The following is a 22,223-nucleotide window of genomic DNA, read 5'->3' on the forward strand; positions in this document are numbered from 1 at the left end:
ATGATGTCAAAACCTCTGCAATCTGTGACCGCGCGACCCTTCAGGATATTCCCTGAATATCAGTATGCATTCACGGCTGTCTCGCAATTGTTTCAGACAACAGATTTGCCTGACCCCCCGCTGGTCTATATTTACGGACCTTCGGGTTGTGGAAAATCGGCTCTGATCAACTCGCTGTTACCCGATTATGTAAATCTCCATCCGGAGGCGGAATGGAACAGCATGACAGCCAGTGAATTCGCTGCGAAATATGCTGTCGCTTCAAAAAACAAGCGAATTGCCGCGTTTCAAGAGAAACACCGCGGGATGAAGCTGCTGGTTCTGGAAGATATTCACAGCCTGGAAAACCGGACGCATACACAGGGAGAACTACTCTCAACACTGGATACGATTCTTAAACAGGGGGGCGCCGTCATTGTGACTTCGATCAAACCGCCCGGCGAACTGGCTCATTTTCAGAAGAAGCTGATTAATCGATTCCATGGGGGCGTCTGTGTGGGAATAGCTCCCTTGAAATACCAGAGCAGACTGGAGCTGCTAAAATTCTGGGCTGATTTTGAGCAGATTCCCATCAAAGAAAAAGAACTCGCCCTGATTGCCCGTCAGAAAGAATGCTCACCACGAGAGCTGTCTGCCATCCTGAATCAGCTGCATACGGTCAGCCGAATTCAGCAGAAACGCATTGAAGGCCGTTTCGTACAGGAATTCCTGGATGGGAATCTGGATCCGCCACGCACCAGTACGGCTAAAATCACCAGAGTCGTCTGTCGTGAATTTAAGACCAGCCTGGCCCAGGTCCGCTCTGCCAACCGGTCTCAGCAGATTGTTCTACCGCGGCAATGTGCCATGTTCCTCTCCCGGGAACTGACCGGTGAATCTTTAGCAAATATCGCGAATTATTTTAATCGCAAGAACCACAGCACGGTTATTCATGCCTGTCGTCAAATTCAGAACGATCTCGAAAAATCACCCGGATTACGTCAGCAGATTTCTCGCATCAAGCAACAACTTGGGGTATACCCTTTATAGCGGACAGGAAATTCAACCAGAGAAACCGGATCAGGAAACTTTTTCCAGGCCCCCTTTCACAGTTTCTGATGCTCTGTTTTGTCGACAACCTGTTCAAAGTCTGTTGCCAGAAGTCGACTGGTTTTTCGTTTCTGAACAGCGCTGATCGTGACTTTTCAAAGTCCTCTTCTTTGTGATCAGTCTATCTGCTTCCTACCAAGATCCCACCAACAGGTTTTCGACAGAAAATATCGCTAATACCATTGATTTAAAGTCATACTAAATCGGTATTTACGTTTAATTCTCTGCGATAATCCACAATTTTCTTCTCCCTCTGATACTACTACTGCTAAATAAAAATCTTTTAGATTAAAACTCCCTTGAAAAACAAGGTTGTTGTGTAGATTCGGGACCTCAGATTGATTGTGAAAGTCATCGAAATCACATAAAATATCATCAGCATTAAAGATCAAATTACAGGCAGCCAGAAAGTGTTTCCATCGATGTCCGCGGTTGCCGTCAAATTCCACGCATTTTTACAAAAGTTGATTCAAACATGAAGCTCAGTTGTTCTCGATCTACCCTGTTATCCGGCTTTCAGATCATTGGAAGCGTCATCAGTTCCCGCACACCGAAAGAAGTTCTGAAGTGCGCCAAACTGGAAGCAGCAGACGGAAAAGCAACGCTGAGCGGGACTGATCTGGAAGTCAGTATTCGCTTTGATTTCGAAGAAGTCGAAGTCATGGTGCCCGGGCAGATTCTGCTCTCCGTTCATGAGCTGGTTTCCATCCTGCGGGAAGCCCATACCGATTCCGTGGAAATCGAACTCAAGAAAGACGAAGAGGCAGACCAGGACTTCATCCTGATTCAGGCCGGCAAAAGTGAATTCCGTCTGTCAGTTCATGATCCTTCCGAATTTCCTGCCGTGGAAACCTTCAACGAATCCAACTTCTTCGAAATTCCGATGCAGTCATTTCGTGAAATGATTCGCCGCACCGTGTTTGCCACCGATCCGGAAAGCACGCGTTATGCACTCGGCGGCGTTTTGTTTGATGTCGAAGGTGATAAATTAACCCTGGCCGCCACCGATGGACGCAGACTGGCGATGGTCGAATCAGCATGCAGTTACCAGGGTTCCGAAGCGTATGAAAACAATCGCCCCGTGATTCCCGCCAAAGCAATGTCACTGATCGAAAAGAGTCTGACAGGCGATGAAGGAAACATCCAGATCGCGATTCGAGCCAATGATGTGATTGTGAAAAGTGGCCGTTCCACAATTTTCGGCAGACTCGTCGAAGGCCGCTTCCCGAAATACCGTGATGTCATTCCTCCCGAGCCGACTCATAGTATCGATCTGGAAGTGGGCACGTTCTTCGGGGCAGTCCGCCAGGCGCAGATTGTGACCGACGTGGAAACACGGGGAGTCGATTTTGTCTTCTCCAGCGGTCTGTTGACTTTGAAAAGTGTGGCGGCATCCGTCGGGGAATCAAAAGTGGAAATCCCGATCCCCTTCGAAGGGGAAGACATCGTGATCACATTTGACGTTCGTTACCTGGCCGACTTTCTGAAAACGCTCGACTCAGCCGCCCATATCAGACTGCAGCTGATCGATTCAGACAGTGCCGCGGTTCTGAAAACAGACGATGGTTACACCTACGTCATCATGCCTCTCTCGCAAGCACGGTAATACATGTCTCAAAAGTACGAATTCAAACAGAGTCGTGCCGTGCCCGCACCGGTGCCTGTCTCACAGGTACTTTCTGAGCTGATTGCTTTGAAAGGGCTCTCCCGCGTGCAGGGAGATCAACGACTGACCAATGCCTGGAAACAGGCGGCGGGTGAAAAAATCTCAGGTCAGACAACGGTAATGGGCATCAAAAACAGGGTGGTGCAGGTCGGAGTCGAGAACTCAGCTCTGCTGAATGAGCTGAATTCATTTCATAAGAAATCATTGCTGACGAAATTACAGCAGGAGTACGGAAAACAGGATGTCCGCGAGATAAAATTTCGCTTGAAATCCAAGGCAAATAAGTAGCTCAAACAGATTAAAAAATGGAATGTGAAATTACTGTTTGAGACTGGTCTAAGATCAGACAACGTTTCGCAGCAGCGAAACAGAAAAACAATTCACGGGAGTGATAAAGCGTGAGTGATCAAGAAGAGAGTCAGACAGAGTTGAAAAAAACGGGATACGATGAATCCAATATTCGTGCCCTGGAAGGCGTCGAAGGGATTCGTACTCGACCTGCCATGTATATCGGGGATACCACGCTCCGGGGTCTGCACCATCTGGTCTATGAAGTCGTCGATAACTCGATCGATGAATGTGTGAATAATTATGCTTCAATCATCAACGTTAAAATCAATGCGGATGGCAGCGTGACCTGTAGCGATGATGGTCGCGGGATTCCCATAGGTATCATGCCGGACATGAATAACCGTCCGGCTCTGGAAGTGGTTTTGACGGAAATCCATGCCGGCGGAAAGTTTGACCGGGAAGGGGGCTACAAAACCGGAACCGGTGGTTTGCACGGCGTCGGGATTACCGCAGTCAACGCCTTGAGCGAATGGCTGGAAGCCGAAGTCCGACGTGAAGGGCATGTCTGGACCATGGATTTCCACCAGGGGCTTTTGAAGACTCCGCTCAAAAAACTCGGGAAGACCGACAAGAGCGGAACCAAAATCACCTTCAAGCCGGATGGCACCATCTTCCCGGATACTAAATTTGTCTATGACACATTGACCAAGCGACTCCAGGAACTCGCTTTTCTGAACGCCGGCGTGCGGATTCGCATCAATGATGAGCGTACCGGCCAGTCAGATGAATTTCACTATGAAGAAGGACTGGTCGAATTCGTACGCCATCTGAACCGTACTGAGACTGTCCTCTACGAAGAAATCATTCATATCCAGGGAGAACTCGAAGGCGTGCAGGTCGATATTTCGGTACAGCACAACGATGGTTCTACCGAAAATGTACGCTGCTTCGCCAACAACATTTTCAACATTGAAGGGGGAACCCATTTCTCCGGCTTCCGGGGGGCGTTAACCCGCTCGATCAATGCCTACGGTAAAAAAGCCAACCTCTTCAAAGACTTCACACCCAGCGGCGACGATTTCCGTGAAGGCCTGACAGCGGTGATTACCGTCCGCGTTCCCGATCCGCAGTTTGAAGGTCAGACCAAGACCAAACTGGGGAACAGCGAAGTCGAAGGCATTGTTCAGACCGTCGTGAATGAAAAGCTGACCAAGTTTTTCGAAGAGAACCCAGGCGTCGCGAAAAAGATCTCGCTCAAAGGTCTGCTGGCGGCAGAAGCCCGTGAAGCAGCTAAAAAAGCCCGTGAAATGGTTCGTCGCAAAGGGGCACTCACCACAGGCGGTCTGCCTGAAAAACTGCGTGACTGCCGTAGCCGAGAACTCGACATCACCGAACTCTACCTCGTCGAAGGGGATTCTGCCGGCGGTTCGGCAGACACCGGACGCGATTCTAACATCCAGGCGATTCTGCCATTGCGTGGTAAAATCCTGAATGTGGAAAAAGCACAGCTGGTCAAGGTTCTGGATAACGCGGAAATCGCCAACATCTTCAAAGCGGTCGGTGTTCCACCGGGAGCTGCCTTTGATGACGTTACCAAACGACGTTATGGCAAGATCATCCTGATGACCGATGCCGACGTTGACGGCAGCCACATTCGCACGCTGCTGCTGACCTTCTTCTTCCGTCACATGCGGGAACTGGTCAACAATGGTTGTGTGTATGTCGCACAGCCACCTTTGTATCGCGTTACCCAGGGTAAGAAAATCCGCTATGTGCAGACGCAGGATGAAATGATGAACGAGCTGGTCGAACTGGCTCTCTCAGATTCGAATCTGCAGCATGAAGACGGAACCATCTTTGAGGGAGAGATGCTGGAAAAACTGGTGGATCTGGTTTCTGATCTGGAAGAGCCACTGGGAACACTCGATCGTCGCGGCATCGATTTGAAATTCATTGCTTTGAATTTTGCGACCGAAGACGGTTTACTGCCCCAATATCGCATCTTCCTCGGCAAACAGCAGTTCTGGTTTACGTCTCAGGAGGAAATGGCAAGTTTCCTGAAAGAAGAAGAAGCCAAACGCGGCGATGAACTGCAGATCGCCGATGACAACGGAGCAGCAGAAACTTCTGAAGACAGCGAAGAAGACGAGGATGAGTTCGCAAAAGCAGGAGCCCTGCAGGTGACCGATCTGCACGAAATTCGCACGATTAACGATCTGTTGCAGAAGCTGAAAGGTTACGGGATTCACCTGAAAGATTTCTACTCACCTGGAAACCGCAACGGTGAACCCATCTATCCGTTTTGCATTAACAGTGGCAGCAATGCAGTTAAACTGAGCAATCTCCGCCAGCTCCTGCCTTCGCTACGAGACATCGGCGAAAAAGGACTCAAGCTGACCCGCTTCAAAGGATTGGGCGAAATGAACTCAGAAGAACTCTGGGATACCAGTATGGATCCGGAAAAACGGGTGCTTCTGCAGGTGGGCATGCAGGATGCCGCCGCCGCTGATGAAATCTTCCGCGTGCTGATGGGAGATGTTGTGGAACCCCGCCGCGAATTCATCGAGAAACATGCACTCGATGTGAAGAATCTGGATGTGTAATCAATTATGAATTCTGTAGAACGCACATGATTCGAGTGCGTTCTACAGATTCGTTTTACGCAAGATCCGAGCCTTCCAGGGATGCGATGAAAGGCAGATGGCGGTATTCGTTGTTGAAGTCCAGTCCATAGCCGACAACAAAATGCTCGGGAATTTTAAAGCAGTGATAGTCGGGTTTCAGTTCGACTGTTGACGCTTCTTCTTTCCAGAGCAGGACGGCTGATTTCAGAGATCGGGGATTCTGATTCTGAATTTGAGCCAGCACGGTCTGCATGGTTTTACCCGTATCAAAAATATCATCCACCAGCAGAACATCACGGTCTGTTAAATCGGGCAGGTAATCCAGATTGACCTGTAATTCTCCCGGCGTGGTTGATTTACCGCGATAACTGGAAGCCTGTAACACACCGACCTGGTGGGGCACATCAATCGCCCGGATCAGATCTGCCAGTAACACCAGGCTGCCGGCCAGTATCCCGATGATGGTCAAGGGCCGATTCTGATATTCCTGGGCTAGTTCCCGTCCCAGTTCAATCACACGCGAGTTAATCTGTTCCTCATCAATCAGAACTTTCACAATATCTTCCTTTCATCACGAGTCGCCTGGCGTCATGGCAGCCGTCTCGTTTTTCATAAATTCCCTGAGCAACATGGTCGCATACACGCCGGAAGGCAGCGTAAAATCAAACTGGATGCCGTCCGCCGTCTGACTGATTTTAAGATCTTTCGGCCAGATCAGGAATGGTCGGCGGGCACCGGGAGTCAGTTTTTTGAAACGTGAAAAGTATGCCGGTTCCAGGGAGAACTCCTGCAGAATCGCAGTCTCCGCTTCCAGAACCTGATCGGCAGGCTGTTTCATTTTAGGCCCGAAAATAGGACCGGTAATGACGGTTTCCCGCTGATCAAACCGCTGTTGCTCCGCAGCGACATCTTCAACAACAAACAGACCCCCCGATTCACAAACCTGCATGATATCGCCCTGCTGAACCGTATGCAGGTTTTTTGCAGAGACCCTTTGAGAGAGTGCCCGATTAAACAGACAGGACTGCGCCGCCGACAGAGCCAGCCGTTTCAGTGATTTGTTCCGAAAGTATTTGGCGGAGACCTTTTCATTTTTTAACAGCTTCATTCCCATTCGCAACGTTTCATTATCGCGGCCCATTCGCTGCGCACCATAAAAGTTGGGAAAGCCGAACTCTGTAATTTTCTCCTGAATGGCCTTCGCATTAGCAAACGCATTCTCAGAAGTTTCTTTCAGTAACAGTGTGAAGCGGTTCCCTTTGAGATGCCCGGTTTTCAGTTTCCGTTCATGCCGGGTTGCCTGCAGAATGCGAATGCCATCGAAGGCAAACCCTTCCAGCAAAGGCTCACATTCTACAGGAACGGAGACCATTTGCCGCGTGATGGCACAGCGGTCTTTCAGGCCGGCCACACCAATTTCCCGTGAATCGACTCTCAACTTTTCTGACAGAATCTTTACCAGAAACTGCGCCGAGACATCCCGTTTTTCCACCCACAGAAACAGATGATCTCCTTCACCCGAAGGGGCGTAGACCGGGATCTCCTCCACGATAAAGTCTTCGGGGGTCTGTTTTAATTCACCGCCGGTTCCCGGTAAGCCTTCCGTCAGATAAGGCAGCACTTCAGTTTCTGGTTCAGGCATAGCGGGAATAAAGTTCTAGTGCCTGTTCCAGGATCATGGCGCGTCTTTGATCGGAAGACGCGACAGTCAAACGGAAATCAGGCTACTTGCGATTGGCAATGGATAAGGAAATCAGCCTGATGAATCCTTCACCGAATTCCAGATTCAGGCTGGCTTGATCGGCTGTGATTTTAGGATAAATGGTCATCAGATCGCCACCGGAAGCGAAGGCCACTTTCGCAGATTCAATGAAATCGGGATTTTTTGCATTCTCCTCTGCCAGGGGAATCATCGATGCCAGTTTAAAAGACAGTAGAAAAGCGGTACCCTGTTTGCGGTCCTGTGCATGACTTTTGCCTGTTGAAATCGACTTTTTCAACAGTTCCAGGCTCTCCGTTTCCCCCATGGCCACCCAGCATTCGTCCTGACTGCAGCCGATATAAATGACCGGGTTTTGACCAAAGAGTTTTTTTGTATCTTCTTTCAGGTTGTCGGGGGTAATTTTATGAATGGCAATGCCTTCCACTTCCGCGACATTTCCTTCAACGCCTTTTGTATCATCGGCCTGTTTAGTTAAATCGAAGAACTCCTGCAGACCCTGTTGAAATTGAGATCCGTTCGAAAGTTTCACTGCGCCCAGTAATGCCACTTTCTTTTCACCCACCTGTTGCATCTGAATGTGTCCATCGAGTTTACCAGAGCCAACAGTTGCCTTGAGAGAATCCAGAATCTTAGCGACGGGACCAGGATTCGCATCATCGCCCAGCAGTATCGGTGGAATATTTCTGGTAGATTTTTCGATCAGATCCAGAATCATTTTCTGCTCCACCTCTTTCCGGAGCGGAAGAATGGTATATCCCAGCATTTCTGCAGAATCAGCCTGAAGATAAGAATACTGGCTGGAAGTTTTCGACAACTGCTCAAATTCTTTACTCAGTGGTGTACCTGGTTGTGCTTTGACACCCAGATGCAGCTGAATGTTCTTTTTCTCTTTCGACAGGTTATAACCGATCGTCAGCTGATTCCCATCTTCGGCGACCTGTTCAAACTGCTTCAGTATGAGCAGGGTGGTTTCTTTGCGACCTTTGTATTTTAAATCATCTTCACCCGGCTTTTGTGGCAGTTGTTCATCCACACGGGCTCTGGTCAGATCAACGGCCATCATCCGCATCGGCTGGGGGACATTACTCAGAAACAGCGACCCGGCAATGTCATACTCTTTGGCCAGCGCGCTGGTGAACTCATCGGGGTTGTAAAATTCTCTGTCCAGCGCTTCACTTTTAATGTGCAGAAATGCGTAGCCGTGGGCCATCTTGATGTGCACTGTGAATGTGGGCAATGCCAGCGTGTAGCGATCTTCTTTCCCGTCGACCGGATTCAACAGAAAGCCGACTTCGCCCAGGGTCTGCGTCAGCTCGTCCAGACTTTTGACTGGAATAAATCCCACCACAACCGCTTGCGGCGCGATACCTTCGTTCAGAAAGACAAATGCCCCCAGCGGTTTCGTTTTATCCAGGCCTTCCAGATTACGATACTGTGCCAGAAACCCTTTGATCATTGCGGGATATTCCGGTTTGTCCACAGTGGCAAAAATGTAATCAATGTCATCCAGAACACGGTCAATACTGGCGATCGTCGCCACGGCAATCGGCTTATTCCAGTCCACTTTCTCCTTACGCGACTCGGTGTTGGTTTGAGCCAGAGCCAGCGAACCGAGCGAGAGAACACAGACAGTCAGAGTAAGTCGTTTCAGGAAGGATTTTGCAATTGCAGTCGACACGGAGAACCTCCGGTATGGAAAAACAGATCTAAGAAAAGGAGCAGATCGATAGTACACAATCTGGATACAGCTTAGTGTACCTGTTTGAACCCGGGAAAGTTACAGAAAATCTGATAAAATCTGATCAGCGGATCACTGATTTCAAAATGCTTCTTCGACCAGAAACACGATTAGGGATCGGGCCCCATGGGCGCCAATCACGAGGGACTGTTCGATATCAGCCGTTTTGGAAGGGCCAGACATAAAGGTCCCAAACCCGTTTTCAGCAAATCCCAGTTTCTGATACGCCTGGTGCATGTTGTTTACTATCTCGCTGGCGGGAACCAGCAGCGCGACATGCTGAGATAAAAAGTAAAGGGTCCGCGCCGGGCCGCCATCATTGGAGATCCAGACAGCACCATTTTCCGCGACGCCGAATTCACCCGGTAAAATGGCAAAATCAATATTCTCAAAATCATGTGGGTCGGTGATTTCGGGAATGTTCACGTTAGGTTGTCCACAACCGGCAACCTGAGAACAGACATTTTTCGATTCCAGATATGCGGGCAACTCTGACAGATGTGAGTTGACTTCGTCTACATTTTTAACGCGCAGACAGAGTCCGCCAACGGAAGCCAGCGTTTCCGCGAACTGCTCTGTTGGATCCTCATAGCGAATCCACTGCGAGGAGAGTTCAAGCGACTGCAGGTCAGGTAACTCGTTTTGGGGGACCGACTGACTGCGCAGCTTGTTCAGGATGTCGTTTTTACTTGTCGTCATGGTTCTGCTTCATCCATTCCCGGAAACTCTGTTTGGGTATGATGGGAAGTTCTCTCTGTTTGCCCCAGTCGTTCAGGCGATTGTAGAGCATGAACCGAGGCAGATAAGGCACAATCGACCGTGCCAATTTTCCCACGAAACGATACAGGCCCGGCATCCGCATCATCCACGACATCATTTTCATCGAGAGCCGTTTGGAAAACGGTAATAACCCCTTCACGCGCAGCTCTTTTCGCCAGGTCAGCAATTGATGATGCAGATCGATTTTCACCGGACAGACATCGGTGCAGGATCCACACAGACTGCAGGCAAAGGGCAGGGTGGAGTTCGCTTTCGGATCTTTGGCCGGACCCAGAATCGACCCGATGGGACCGGGAACCGTGTTACTGTAGCTGTAACCTCCACTCCGTCGATATACAGGGCAGGTATTCATACAGGCGGCACAACGAATGCAGTTTAATGACCGTCGAAATTCGTCGCTGCCGGAAATTTCACTGCGTCCGTTATCCAGCAGCACGATATGCATTTCTGCTCCCGGAGCCGGACCATGAAAGTGAGAGGAATACGTGGTGATGGGCTGACCAGTCGCTGAACGGGCCAGCAGTCGCAGAAACACGCTCAAGTCGCCCGCGCGGGGAATCAGTTTCTCAATCCCCATACAGGCAATATGCAGTTTGTTGAGCGACGTTCCCAGGTCGGCGTTTCCTTCATTCGTGCAGACTACAAAGCCACCCGTTTCCGCGATCGCAAAATTGACACCCGTGATCCCGGCTTCTGCTTCGATGAACTTTTGGCGTAAATGCTGGCGGGCCGCTTCGGTCAGATACTGGGGATCCGTTGCCCCTTTCTCTGTACCCAGTTGTTCGTGGAACAGTTCGCCGATCTCTTCTTTTTTGATATGAATCGCGGGCATCACGATGTGGCTGGGAGGCATATTCTGCATCTGCACGATCCGCTCACCCAGGTCGGTATCGATGATTTCAATCCCATGCCGTTCCAGGTAGGGATTGAGATGACACTCTTCCGTGAGCATGGATTTGCTCTTCACCACGCGCGTTACATTATGTTTTTTTAACAGGCCGTGTACGATCTCGTTATGTTCGGTGGCATTGCGGGCCCAGTGAACCTGCACGCCTCGCGCGGTCGCATTTCGCTCGAATTCTTCCAGCAGATCAGGCAGATGCGAGACCGTAAACATTTTGATTTTTGAAGCCTGTTCGCGCAACAGCTCCCATTCGGGAATCTGTTTCGCAGCCTTGTCACGTTTGGAACGGACAAACCACAGAGACTGATCGTGCCAGTGCGCACGGTCTTTATTCTTAACGAATTCCGCAGCTAATTTTGGATGTGAAGGCATCTTACAAACACTCGACTAAAATTTCAGAGATATGCATCACGCGAATCGGTTTCTTCTGGCGGCGGATAATGCCATCCAGGTGCATCAGGCAGGACATATCCAGAGCCGTCAGAACTTCCGTACCCGCCTGTTCGTGGTCGTGCACACGATCTTCTCCCATCATGCAGGAAACCGCTTCTTCAGCGACCGCGAATGTTCCACCAAAACCACAACATTCATCGGGCCGTTGCAGTTCAGAGAGTTCCACCCCCTCGATGCTTTCCAGCAGCACGCGCACATTGCCGAACGGGGGGCCCATGACTTCGCTGGAACTGGCAAGTCTTAATTCGCGCAGTCCATGACAACTCTGATGCAGGCCGACCTTGTGAGGAAAGCGTCCCGATAGAGTTTTGATTCCCAGGACGTTCGTCAGATAATCGCAGAACTCGTAGGTTTTCGCTTTGAGCTCCTCATACTCGGCGTTATCCGGAAAGTATTCATCATAGTGGTGTGTGACCATCGAGACACAACTGCCCGAGGGACAGACAACCGCGTCATAGCCTTTGAAAATTTCCAGAAAGCGTTTTGCCAGCGGCTCCACTTCATTAGTACAGCCGGTATTTGCCATAGGCTGACCACAGCAGGTCTGGCTTTCCGGATATTCCACATCCACCCCGAAATGTTCTAATACTTTCAGGGTCGAAATTCCTACCTGCGGGTACAGTTGATCAATATAACAGGGGATAAACAAGCCGACTTTGGGCGCCATAGTGCGGGACTCAAAAGAGGTTCAGATTCGATCATAATAAACTTTGATGATGCTTTACTCCTTTATAGTCCGTACCACCACGAATGCCAAGCCGACAGATGCTCGGGAAAAGAGGATGTACACCTCAGAAACCTGCATTTCAGCAGAGACGGTCAGCGCAGGAAATACTTATGTTTCTTACGTTAAACGCTCCTGGAGAGAGAATTCGCGAGCAACCGCAAGAATTAAGCAGCTGGCGCGATCGATGTATCGCAGGCAGTCTGCCAGTTGCTTTGAAGATGCTTGAGATTCAAACCGCCCACCACCAGGTTACTGACACCCGGGTTGCGCAGCACAAAGGGAATCGCTTCCGCGGGAGAGAGCTGACCTGAAGCAAGCCCCTTCTTCACGAAGACTCCCACACCCTTTTGTGCGGCTTGAACCAGGAGTGCTTCATGACTGCGATCCTGCAGATGATATTCCACCATCAGTACATCCGCCCAGTCGAGCGCCGCCTTCGCGCCGGAGAGCGTTTTAGCAGACAGGCCGATCCAGCGAATCGACCCCGCCTGTTTGGCTGCCTGCAGTGTTTCGATGGCATCACTGTGGTTTAAGATCTCTGTTTCACAGTTGTTTGAATGAATCAGCACCACGTCCAGTACATCGGTCTTGAGTCGACTCAGACTGCGTTCCAGGCTCGACTGCAGACTCACACGGGAGAAGTCATAGGTGGAAGCACCGTTTTCAAAGGTCTCACCAATTTTAGTCGACAGCAGAAATTCATTACGTCGATGTGACAGGAACTGGCCGATGCGTTCTTCGCTGATGCCATAAGCGGGCGCGGTATCAATGTGATTGATCCCCAGGTCCAGTACCGAATTCAGCAGGCGATCCGTAGTTTGATCATCTGGAAGATCGTAAGACTGACTGTATTTGATCTGCTCGTTGCGGCCTATTTTGAAGGCACCAAAACCCAGTGCGCTGACGGAAAAGCCGGTGTTTCCCAAAGGACGGTATTGCATGTTCGAAGTTCAACCTGACGGAGATCAGGCAGCCTCTCGTTGACTAAACGGTTCATCAAGCCTCACCCAGTCGACTGCTGTTTCCCAGGGAGGCAAAGCCACCTGCGGACGAAGAAATCGCGTCAGCTCTGACTTCCACGAATCATCCAGCGGCGTCGGTGCAACAGGAATTGCGGACAGTCGCTCACAGATTTCTTCCGCCAGCTGAGGTGCCAGCGCCAGCTTGGTAGGCCACGCCGTGAACAGGTTGCCTTCCTGCAGGATTTGTGGCGTTTCCGGGCGATGTCCCGATTTCGTTGCCCCTTCGGCGCGATCGACAGTGTAAGAATTCCATTCCAGGCCGTTGAGTTCGATTCCCGGTACCGAAGCCACCAGCTCCCGGGCAGCATGTTCAATCAGAGCGCGTCGATTCATGCTCACGCCCGTCTCGGCAACCTGGCCACCAATCTGCCAGACCGTGCGTCCCTGGCAATCAATGTCTGAGGTGATCGTGACTCTGGTTTTCGCACCATCCACACAATGCCCGTTAAAGGGAGGCAGCGTCCCTCTGACCAAAGCCATATGCAGCGGCCGCTTCTGCATCACACTTTTACCCGGTACTTCAGTAGCAGGACTTGCCTGCTGCAACAGGCTTTCGTTTCCACTGCCTGCCGTCAGTAATATTGCCGCCGTTTGAATGGTCACCGGCGTCCGCTGGGGATCCAGAATCTGAACCGCTGATAGCTTTCCGTTTTGATCGTGAACGAATTTCAGACTTTCCGGATCGTATTTTAATATCTGTTCAGGAAACGCTTCCGCCAGATTTCGGATCAGGCTGTAAGGCGAGATCACCTGTTCGTCCATCTGACCAATCGAGCCCGGGCAGTCAGAGAGGAGTTCGGGAACATCTTCGGGGGCGAGATTTTTCGGGACCACCTGCAGCCCCATCTTCGCGCCAAACATACCCAGCCGGGAAGACAGCGATTCAGTACGCCACAGATAACAGTTATTCGAACGAATTTCGGTCTGGGATAAATCGGGCAGCTTTTCGCCGGCCAGCGACTGTCTCCAGATCGAGGGCATCTCACGGATGCGGCGGGCAGAGCCGGTCATCATGCCCTGCAGGGTATATTTTAAACCACCATGAATAATTCCCTGTGAGGCAACGGTCTGCCCGCTTCCCAGGGCGGATGCTTCCAGCAGCAGGCACCTGTATCCCCGTCGACTGGCTTCATGCATCGTCCACAGGCCGGCAATCCCTCCTCCGAATATGATCAAATCAACGTTTGGCACACCGAGAATCCTTTCTCAATACAGCAGGCACCATTTCCCTGGTCAGCTAGCGCGAAACCATGGCGCTAACGGTTTTTACTATTTCTGCCCTGATCCGAAAAGATGAATCAGCCCGATTGAACTGTTCACAGTTTCAGTTTTCGGGAAAAAGCCCCCGTCTGCTGCTCAAGTACCGTATCCGGGCGTGCTTACAGAACCGTCTGCTACTGCTTTTTGAGCATCACGATCGCTTCGACTTCGACGGTAATATTTCCCGGAAGAGAGCCCATACCGACGGCACTGCGGGCGGCGCGGCCATTCTCGCCGAACACCTGCACGATCAGATCACTGAAACCGTTGATGACCTGGGGATGCCGTTTGAAATCAGGAGCCGCATTCACCATGCCCAGTACTTTGACGAACCGATCAATCCGATTCAAGTCGCCCAGGTACTGCTTCAATGTCGCCAGCATCGTCAAAGCAACGGAACGAGCTGCCTCAACGCCCTGTTCTTCAGTCAAATCGTCGCCCACACGCCCGGTGTGCATACTGCCATCCAGTTTAATAGGGCCATGTCCGGAGACATACAACATATCATCGACCTGTACGACAGGGTTATAAATGCCGCCTGGCTTGGGGGCTGTGGGAAGTTCGAGGTTCAGTTCTTCGATCTTGGCTTCGATACTCATAGGGTTTTCCTGCTTTACTGAAGTCCGTTCTATTTGTGAATCCGCTGTCCCGGTAACAACGGAATTTGAAAACATGGTTTATTTAAAACAGAATAAAGACCGCAAAACCGATTTCCAATCGATCGAACCAGACTGTTTTGAAAAACAGAATGATCCAATTCAAGCTCAATTTCGTTTTCTGATGTGAACTAATGCGAAAAATGCAAAAAGCTGCTGAAAATTACTTTTTGTTTTGACCTTCAGGCAGTTATGATATTTCAGAGGCAGCTGTCTCAGAAACAAATACTAACAAGGGAGTTATGCAGACAATGGAAGATCTCTGGCCAGTTGTAGCATTTGCCATCGGTGGAATCGGAATTTTACTGGGCATCGTCTTCGTGGCGTTGTTTGCCCGTTATTTCAAGTTGTGGATCCAGGCCTTCAGTTCGCGCGCCAAAATTGGTCCGCTTGCCCTGGTCTTTATGTCACTCCGGAAGGTAAAGCCATCTGTCATCGTTGATACCAAAATCATGGCGGTCCAGGCCGGACTGACGGATATTCCCACACAGGCGTTTGAAGCACACTACCTGGCAGGCGGGAATGTACACCGCGTCGTGCATGCTCTGATTGTCGCCCACCGGGCCCGCATCGATCTGGACTGGGATACCGCCTCTGCGATCGATCTGGCTGGACGAAATATCATCTCCGCGGTCGAAACCAGCGTGGACCCCAAAGTCATTGATTGCCCCGATCCCAAGAAAAGTGGTCGGCCCACGCTGGACGGCGTTGCCAAGGATGGGATACAACTCAAGGCGCGTGCCCGTGTCACCGTGCGAACCAATTTAAGTCAGCTGGTCGGAGGAGCCACCGAAGAGACAATTATCGCCCGCGTCGGCGAAGGAATTGTTTCTGCCATCGGTTCCTGTGAAAGTCATAAGGAAGTTCTGGCGAATCCGTCTGTCATTGCCCGCAATGTGCTGGACCGTGGTCTGGATACCCAGACAGCGTTTTCCATTGTCTCCATCGATATCGCTGATATTGATGTTGGTGAAAACATTGGTGCACGCCTCCGGGTGGATCAGGCCGAAGCCGACATGCGGATCGCACAGGCACTCGCAGAAGAAAGACGGGCCGAAGCGGTTGCCTCCGAACAGGAAATGATCGCCACGACTCAGGAAAATCAGGCAAAAGTGGTCCTCGCCGAAGCCGAAATTCCGCTCGCCATGGCCGATTCCTTCCAGGAAGGCAATCTGAGAGCCGTCTGAGCATGTTTGTATGTATAGTTTAATTCAAGCGTATCGATCGATTCAATCAGGCCGGCTGTAAGGGATTCAACAGCACCGGAAAAGCTTTCAAAGCAAACTTCTTTGATAAGTCGATGATTAGAAAATACCAGACAGGATGTGTTTTTGTAAAAACTGGTTGAAATTTGGGTTGGTGATTGACTAATATTATGTCAGTAACAGCAGCAGGAGGTTGTTGTGGACTGAATTCTCCGGATCACCTCGAGAGAGTTTTCGTTTACCTATGACTGATATCACAACAATAAATATTACTGAAAAACAACTGGACCTCCTGTTGTCAGGTTTGCGCTACGTAAAGAGTGCAGAAAAATTGCGAGTCGAAGAACCGACTACGGACTATGTTCGCACTCGCACAGAGAAATTGAACGAGATCAAACACCTCGTCGATACTCTGAATTCCTCGCCTCGCAAACAAAGTGCAGCTCAGGTTTAAGTTTTTTCAGCGCTTAGGTTGAGTTTCGTTCCCAGATCCAATTCAATAGGACGTTCTTTCTGCGCGCAGAAGTTCTCACTTTTGTGCCCGGTCACGTCGTCTCTTTTATCAGCCTGTTGGAATGGGAATTGAATACCGCTTATGCGTTATGAGCATGTTTGCGTCGAAGCTGTCTGCTGTACCCTGCCACCCCATATCGTCACTTCCGACGAAATCGAAGCGCAGCTGGCACCCGTTTATGATCGACTCGGTCTGCCCGCAGGCCGACTGGAACTGATGACAGGCATTCAGGAACGACGCTTTTTCGATCCGGGCACGCTCCCCGGTACCATCAGCGCTCAGACCGTGAACAAGCTCCTCGATCACTGTCAGCTCGACCGCAAATACATTGGTGCCCTGTTTCATGGCTCCGTCTGTCGTGATCAGCTCGAACCTGCGACCGCCAGCGGCGTGCATCATGCTACTCAACTCCCTAACGCCGCATTAGTGCTCGACATCAGTAATGCCTGCCTCGGTCTGCTCAATGGGATGGTCTTCATCGCCAACATGATTGAAATGGGACAGATCCGCGCCGGAATCGTCGTCGGAACCGAAGTCGGACGCGACCTCGTGGAAGGCACCATTCACGATCTGCTCCACGACGACACCTTAACCCGCAAATCCATTAAAAACGACTTTGCTTCCCTGACCATTGGCAGTGGCTCCGCGGCCATTCTCCTCTGTGACCGTAAACTCAGTCAAACTGGTCATCGTCTGCTCGGCGGTAACTTTCAGACCGATACCTCCAGCCACGAACTCTGCGCCGGCGGTGTCGAAGCACAAAAACACGGCGATCACCGCCCTCGTATGCAGACCGATTCCGAATCCCTGCTCGTCGCCGGCGTCAATCTCGCCATCCCCACCTGGGAACAGACTAAAACCACGCTCGGCTGGAAAAACGAAGACGTCAACCGCGTTTTCACCCACCAGGTCGGTAAAGCACATCGCAAACTCCTGCTCGAAAAACTGGGTCTCGATACCAGCCTTGACTATCCCACCGTCGAAACACTGGGTAACACCGGCGCCGCTGCACTCCCCATGGCCTGGGCGCTCGGCATCGAAAATCAGATCCTTCAGGAACAGGATCGTATCGCTTTACTCGGCATCGGTAGCGGCCTTAATTCGCTCATGCTGGGTGTCCAGTGGTAACCATCGATTTGACCAGCCCGCTTCACTGAGATTTCCTTAATCCTGCAGTTCAGCTTTAGTCATCTTTCCTGAACCGCGTAATCGTTTTATTTTCATCGCGACAGTTGCTGGGGTGGCAGTTTGTAGCGGTTGCTTTGGTTGTTTTGAATAGGCAGTTTCTGGCAAAGTTGACCCTCAATCATTTCTAAGTATCGTTGATTGCTGTAAATCTGGCTGAACGGGATAGTCTGATTACACCCGATAAACCGATTCTAATCGGGGAGACCAATCCACCGCGATCATCCAGGAACAGGATGTGACGTCGACCCATCAGGAATTTCCATTTGTTTTCGCGAACAGACAAATGAGATAGAACGTTCTATCACCAGACATGTAACAGCAAGGAATGCCGAATGCGTCTTCGCGTGATTTTATCTTTGAGTGTGGTCGCTTCATCTGCTTTGGCCACCGCCAGACTCAGCGCAGAAACTAATTCCCCTGCCGTACCGCCCGCACCAGCGGCCCAGGCCGAATACGATGGCATCGAACCAGAGCTGACACCTGTTTCTACAGTTTTCCAGTCCGCAGAAGAACCCTCTGCCGATTCGGTCATTCCGCCGAATACCGAAGAGTCCGAAGATGAAATCATTTTCGATGACCCATCGCCTGTGAAACCTCCTGCTAATCCGTATAAACCACTGTTCTATGATAACACGTTTGGCAGCTACCTCAGCAATCCCGACCATCCTTACCTGCTCGGGGAACGCTTCAAGGAAATGCCGCTCGGCCATGACTGTTCGCCTTACACGCTTTCGGTCGGCGGCGAACTGCGACATCGCTATATGCACGAACAGAATCGTCTGCGACCAGGTGGACCCGTCAATACCGATTACAATCTCTGGCGCTGGCGTCAGTATTTCGATCTGCAGCTCGGCGATTACGCCCGTGTCTACTTCGAAGGCATCGATGCCTCCATCTTCGATAACGATCTGCCACCCACGCCCATTGATATCAACCGCTGGAATGTGCAGAACGCATTCGTTGACGTCAAACTCCATGAATGGAACGGCGCACCCGGCTGGTTTCGGTATGGTCGACAGGAAATGCTCTACGGCTCGCAGCATCTGATCTCGCCACTCGACTGGTCGAACACACGTCGTAACTTTGAAGGCTTCAAATATTTTCATCATACTGAAACCGTTCACATCGACGCCTTCATCACTAACCCTGTGAATACGGGCGGCGGTAACCAGCCTCTCAGCCAGTACGATAACAGCAGAGACAAACCCGATACCTCCGTCACCTTCAGCGGGATCTACGCCACCATTCTGTCGGATGGCGGTCCGGAACTGCTCGACCTGTATTACCTCTGGCTCCGTGATGAAACCAACACCCCCAACCGACCCGATGGTTCGCGTCACACCGCCGGCGGTCGCTTCAAAACCACCCGCGAAGTTCAGGACGACTGCTGCAAAGTTACCCGCATCTGGGACTTCGAAACCGAAGGTGCCTACCAGTTCGGAAACGATGACGGCAAACGCGTCTCCGCAGGCTTCTTTACCTCGGTCCTGGGTCACACCTGGACCACGGTTCCCTGGTCGCCACGCCTGAGCGGTCTGTTCTATTACGGTTCCGGTAACTCCGATCCGAATGGCAGTACCAACAATACCTTCAACACACTCTACCCGTTGGGACACGCTTACTGGGGGATCATCGACAACCTGTCCGGCCAGAACCTGTATGACTGGAGTCTGCAACTGAACGCCAAGCCGACGAAAAAAGTGGGCCTGGTCGGAGCTTTCCACTGGTTCGAAAAAGCCACCACCAACGACTATCTCTACAACGTCGCCGGTGCCCCCACGGGAACACTGGGCGGCAGTCGCGACATCGGACAGGAATTCGACCTGATTGGAACCTACACTTTCAACCCCAACTTCAATATCCAGGCCGGTTACTCCTGGTTCTGGTACGGCGATTTTGTCGGCGACAACATTCCGCCCCGCAACACCGCCACCCAGTTCTACGTGCAGACCACACTCCGCTTCTAACTGTTGGAAGTAGAAAGAGCAGCTGTCATCCGAGCACTGCTCAATCGCCGTGTCTGCAAACATTGAACTTGACCGCGTCGCGCCAACGACGATAAGCGTAGACCTGTGTCGCGCGCGTGCCCAGTTTACAGTGCACTGAAACACCGCGAACCACTTCCCGAGGTTCACGCGAAAACCGGACGTTTTTTCCAGATCTGCACTGCCTGAAACAGCACCAGTTCGTGATGTATGCCTGCGGGTCGCCGCACATCGCACAGCATCGTCCCGGCACCGCCCCAGTACCGCCTCATATCGCGACCCTGTCAACCTGTATCGCCACCCCGTTTTCTTCTGACCCCTCTTGACACCGCCGCGCCGTTCGCGAAGATCAGACGCACTCGAGATGACAGAGAACAACCCAACTACGAGCAACCAGAGTCCACAGAAAACATTTTCCAACATGTAACACATGACCGACTCTCCCCTCAAACCAGGTATTCCTGTCAGCGGCCCGCACAGCAACAGAAAACGCGCACAGACATAGAGAGAATCTTAAGGAATGCCACCAGACTGCCCAGCTGAAAATCAGCGACCAGTGATCAGCAAACAGCGAGAAAAAGAAATCAGAATGAGCATCACCAGATCAGCACGACGAGTGTCATAATCACCTCCCCGTGTGCCACTGTCGGCTTGCCCGACAGTGAAGAAAAACCATCTAACTCAAGAAAGAAAAGGGTGGGCCCGAATGTAATTCGGGTCGAGCGAAGCGAGCAGGAGGTCGCAGTTCACTCAACCAAGCCAGATTCGATTTCCTACCACGTAGAGATCAATTCACGAGTATCAATCAGAAACTCAGCTTCAACACAGACGCAGCAGGTTTCTATCGCAACCTCCTGTTGTCTGCGACAACCTCGGATTACATCCGAGGTCACCCGGTGTTCGTGTCTTTTGTTTACTACCAGGAAAAACAGGAAACCACACGAAAAAAGATTAATAGATAAGCCCGAATAAAATTCGGGCCGAGCGAAGCGAGCAGGAGGTCGCAGTTCACTCAACCAAGCCAGATTCGATTTCCTACCACGTAGAGATCAATTCACGAGTATCAATCAGAAACTCAACTTCAACACAAACGCAGCAGGTTTCTATCGCAACCTCCTGTTGTCTGCGACAACCTCGGATTACATCCGAGGCCACCCGATTATAGTCGGGGTTCATACATTTTGATTTACTACCACGAAAAACACGAAACCACACGAAAAATGATTAATAGATAAGCCCGAATAAAATTCGGGCCGAGCGCAGCGAGCAGGAGGTTGCAGCTCACTCAACCAAACCAGATTCGATTTCCGATCATGCAGAAATCCATTTAGGAGTTTCAATCAGAAACTCAAGTTCAGCACAGACGAAGCAAATCTCTGCATGTTTCTGTAAAAAAATACTGGCCTGACTGTCACAGTCTGTATCAGAATGTGTCAAAGGGAGAGAATACCCAAAGGTTCATTCCAATCAGTGAGAGACGAAATGCCGAAACCCCTGATGTACAATCCCTTTACCGAAATCGCTGACGATGACCAGCAGGATGTCGAACTGGTTGATCAGGCCCAAAATGGTGATCGCAGTGCACTCGAAAAGCTGGTTCTGCGACATCAGGCCTGGATTTATAACATCGCGATCCGGATGGTGTTTCACCCGCACGATGCGGAAGAAGTCACGCAGGAAGTCCTTCTCAAAGCCATCACACGACTGAGTACTTTTCAGGGGACCAGTCAGTTTCGCACCTGGCTTTATCGCATCACCGTCAATCACGTTCTGAATATGAAACGACGGGGGGGAGAATCTCAGCCGCAAACATTTTCCAGTTATGCTGCTGCGATTAACGACATTCCCGATCTGGATCTGCCAGACCCCAGAACTGTTCCCGTGGATGTGCCACTGCTCGTCGAAGAAGCGAAAGTCGCGTGTACAACCGGCATGCTGCTCTGTCTGGATCGCAGGCAACGACTGATTTTCACTCTGGGTGAAATCTTCGGGGCCAGTGATAAAGTGGGGAGTGAAATCATGGAGATGTCGGCAGACAATTTTCGGCAGTGCCTGTCACGGGCCCGTAACGATTTATATCAGTTCATGCAGAACCAGTGTGGTCTGGTCAATGAGAGGAATCCCTGCCGCTGCCCGAAGAAAACCAGGGGTTTCATCAGAGAGGGGCACGTCGACCCCGAGCATTTACTGTTCGTGCCGCAACACGTTCAACGCATCAGTGAAGTTGCCTCCGACACCATTCGCAAAATGGACGACGCCACGGAGCAGCAATACGCGGCCCTGTTTCGCACTCATCCCTTTCTGGAACCTTCCAGTCAAATCGACTGGCTGCAACAGCTGCTGGAGCAACCGGGCATTCGCGCTGCGTTACGTTTGAACTGAAAAAAGAACGGCGACT

Annotated in this window: 18 protein-coding genes; 8 read left to right on the top strand and 10 right to left on the bottom strand. The window is 51.0% G+C overall.

The annotated features are described in order from the left end of the window. From GmarT_RS00005 to GmarT_RS00020, 4 genes are all read left to right on the top strand, one after another. Window positions 1-1,029: a helix-turn-helix domain-containing protein gene (locus GmarT_RS00005; protein WP_002644934.1), complete on the top strand. Its 1,029-nt coding sequence runs from the start codon at window positions 1-3 to the stop codon at window positions 1,027-1,029. 535 nt (window positions 1,030-1,564) lie between these two features. Beyond that, window positions 1,565-2,695 carry a DNA polymerase III subunit beta gene (gene dnaN / locus GmarT_RS00010; protein ID WP_002644932.1) on the top strand — a complete coding sequence of 377 codons (1,131 nt, stop codon included), beginning with the start codon at window positions 1,565-1,567 and terminating at the stop codon, window positions 2,693-2,695. 3 nt (window positions 2,696-2,698) lie between these two features. Next, window positions 2,699-3,043 carry a DciA family protein gene (locus tag GmarT_RS00015; protein ID WP_002644931.1) on the top strand — a complete coding sequence of 115 codons (345 nt, stop codon included), beginning with the start codon at window positions 2,699-2,701 and terminating at the stop codon, window positions 3,041-3,043. A gap of 110 nt (window positions 3,044-3,153) precedes the next feature. Continuing rightward, on the top strand, window positions 3,154-5,649 hold the full coding sequence (locus tag GmarT_RS00020; protein ID WP_002644930.1) for a DNA gyrase subunit B: 2,496 nt from the start codon (window positions 3,154-3,156) through the stop codon (window positions 5,647-5,649). A 55-nt stretch (window positions 5,650-5,704) separates the two neighbouring features. Here GmarT_RS00020 and hpt read toward each other — a convergent pair whose 3' ends face one another. The 9 genes from hpt to GmarT_RS00065 all read right to left on the bottom strand — a co-directional run bounded on the left by hpt (window position 5,705) and on the right by GmarT_RS00065 (window position 14,876). Next, complete coding sequence (hpt, locus tag GmarT_RS00025; RefSeq protein ID WP_002644929.1) at window positions 5,705-6,226, bottom strand: hypoxanthine phosphoribosyltransferase; 522 nt, start codon at window positions 6,224-6,226, stop codon at window positions 5,705-5,707. 15 nt (window positions 6,227-6,241) lie between these two features. Further along, a complete protein-coding gene (gene truD / locus GmarT_RS00030; RefSeq protein WP_002644928.1) occupies window positions 6,242-7,312 on the bottom strand; it encodes a tRNA pseudouridine(13) synthase TruD in 1,071 nt (356 codons plus the stop codon). A gap of 82 nt (window positions 7,313-7,394) precedes the next feature. Beyond that, a complete protein-coding gene (locus GmarT_RS00035) occupies window positions 7,395-9,071 on the bottom strand; it encodes a hypothetical protein (RefSeq protein ID WP_002644927.1) in 1,677 nt (558 codons plus the stop codon). A gap of 141 nt (window positions 9,072-9,212) precedes the next feature. Then, window positions 9,213-9,830 (bottom strand): LutC/YkgG family protein, encoded by a 618-nt coding sequence (locus GmarT_RS00040; protein WP_002644926.1) that lies wholly within the window; start codon window positions 9,828-9,830, stop codon window positions 9,213-9,215. Continuing rightward, a complete protein-coding gene (locus GmarT_RS00045; RefSeq protein WP_002644925.1) occupies window positions 9,817-11,187 on the bottom strand; it encodes a lactate utilization protein B in 1,371 nt (456 codons plus the stop codon). Before GmarT_RS00045 ends, GmarT_RS00040 begins: the two co-directional genes overlap by 14 nt. A 1-nt stretch (window position 11,188) precedes the next feature. Beyond that, complete coding sequence (locus GmarT_RS00050) at window positions 11,189-11,935, bottom strand: (Fe-S)-binding protein (protein ID WP_002644924.1); 747 nt, start codon at window positions 11,933-11,935, stop codon at window positions 11,189-11,191. A gap of 224 nt (window positions 11,936-12,159) precedes the next feature. Beyond that, window positions 12,160-12,936, bottom strand: a complete 777-nt coding sequence (locus GmarT_RS00055; protein ID WP_002644923.1) for an aldo/keto reductase — start codon at window positions 12,934-12,936, stop codon at window positions 12,160-12,162. Window positions 12,937-12,960: 24 nt separating this feature from the next. Next, window positions 12,961-14,208, bottom strand: coding sequence for an FAD-dependent oxidoreductase (locus GmarT_RS00060; protein ID WP_002644922.1), 1,248 nt, complete (start codon window positions 14,206-14,208; stop codon window positions 12,961-12,963). A gap of 203 nt (window positions 14,209-14,411) precedes the next feature. Further along, window positions 14,412-14,876: a RidA family protein gene (locus GmarT_RS00065; RefSeq protein WP_002644921.1), complete on the bottom strand. Its 465-nt coding sequence runs from the start codon at window positions 14,874-14,876 to the stop codon at window positions 14,412-14,414. Window positions 14,877-15,175: 299 nt separating this feature from the next. On the opposite strand from GmarT_RS00065, the gene floA reads away from it, so the two are divergent. The 3 genes from floA (at window position 15,176) to GmarT_RS00080 (ending at window position 19,807) form a co-directional block, all read left to right on the top strand. Next, window positions 15,176-16,120, top strand: coding sequence for a flotillin-like protein FloA (floA, locus tag GmarT_RS00070; protein ID WP_002644919.1), 945 nt, complete (start codon window positions 15,176-15,178; stop codon window positions 16,118-16,120). Between the two features lie 613 nt (window positions 16,121-16,733). Then, on the top strand, window positions 16,734-17,780 hold the full coding sequence (locus tag GmarT_RS00075; RefSeq protein WP_002644916.1) for a 3-oxoacyl-ACP synthase III: 1,047 nt from the start codon (window positions 16,734-16,736) through the stop codon (window positions 17,778-17,780). A 392-nt stretch (window positions 17,781-18,172) separates the two neighbouring features. Next, window positions 18,173-19,807, top strand: a complete 1,635-nt coding sequence (locus GmarT_RS00080) for an alginate export family protein (RefSeq protein ID WP_002644915.1) — start codon at window positions 18,173-18,175, stop codon at window positions 19,805-19,807. A gap of 164 nt (window positions 19,808-19,971) precedes the next feature. Here the strand turns inward: GmarT_RS00080 and GmarT_RS30180 are convergent, their stop codons facing one another. Further along, window positions 19,972-20,097 (bottom strand): hypothetical protein, encoded by a 126-nt coding sequence (locus GmarT_RS30180; RefSeq protein WP_002644913.1) that lies wholly within the window; start codon window positions 20,095-20,097, stop codon window positions 19,972-19,974. A gap of 1,225 nt (window positions 20,098-21,322) precedes the next feature. Here GmarT_RS30180 and GmarT_RS00085 point away from each other — a divergent pair. Next, window positions 21,323-22,207: an RNA polymerase sigma factor gene (locus tag GmarT_RS00085; protein WP_044236863.1), complete on the top strand. Its 885-nt coding sequence runs from the start codon at window positions 21,323-21,325 to the stop codon at window positions 22,205-22,207. Window positions 22,208-22,223: the final 16 nt, after the last annotated feature.

The organism is Gimesia maris (assembly GCF_008298035.1).
Classification (GTDB): domain Bacteria; phylum Planctomycetota; class Planctomycetia; order Planctomycetales; family Planctomycetaceae; genus Gimesia; species Gimesia maris.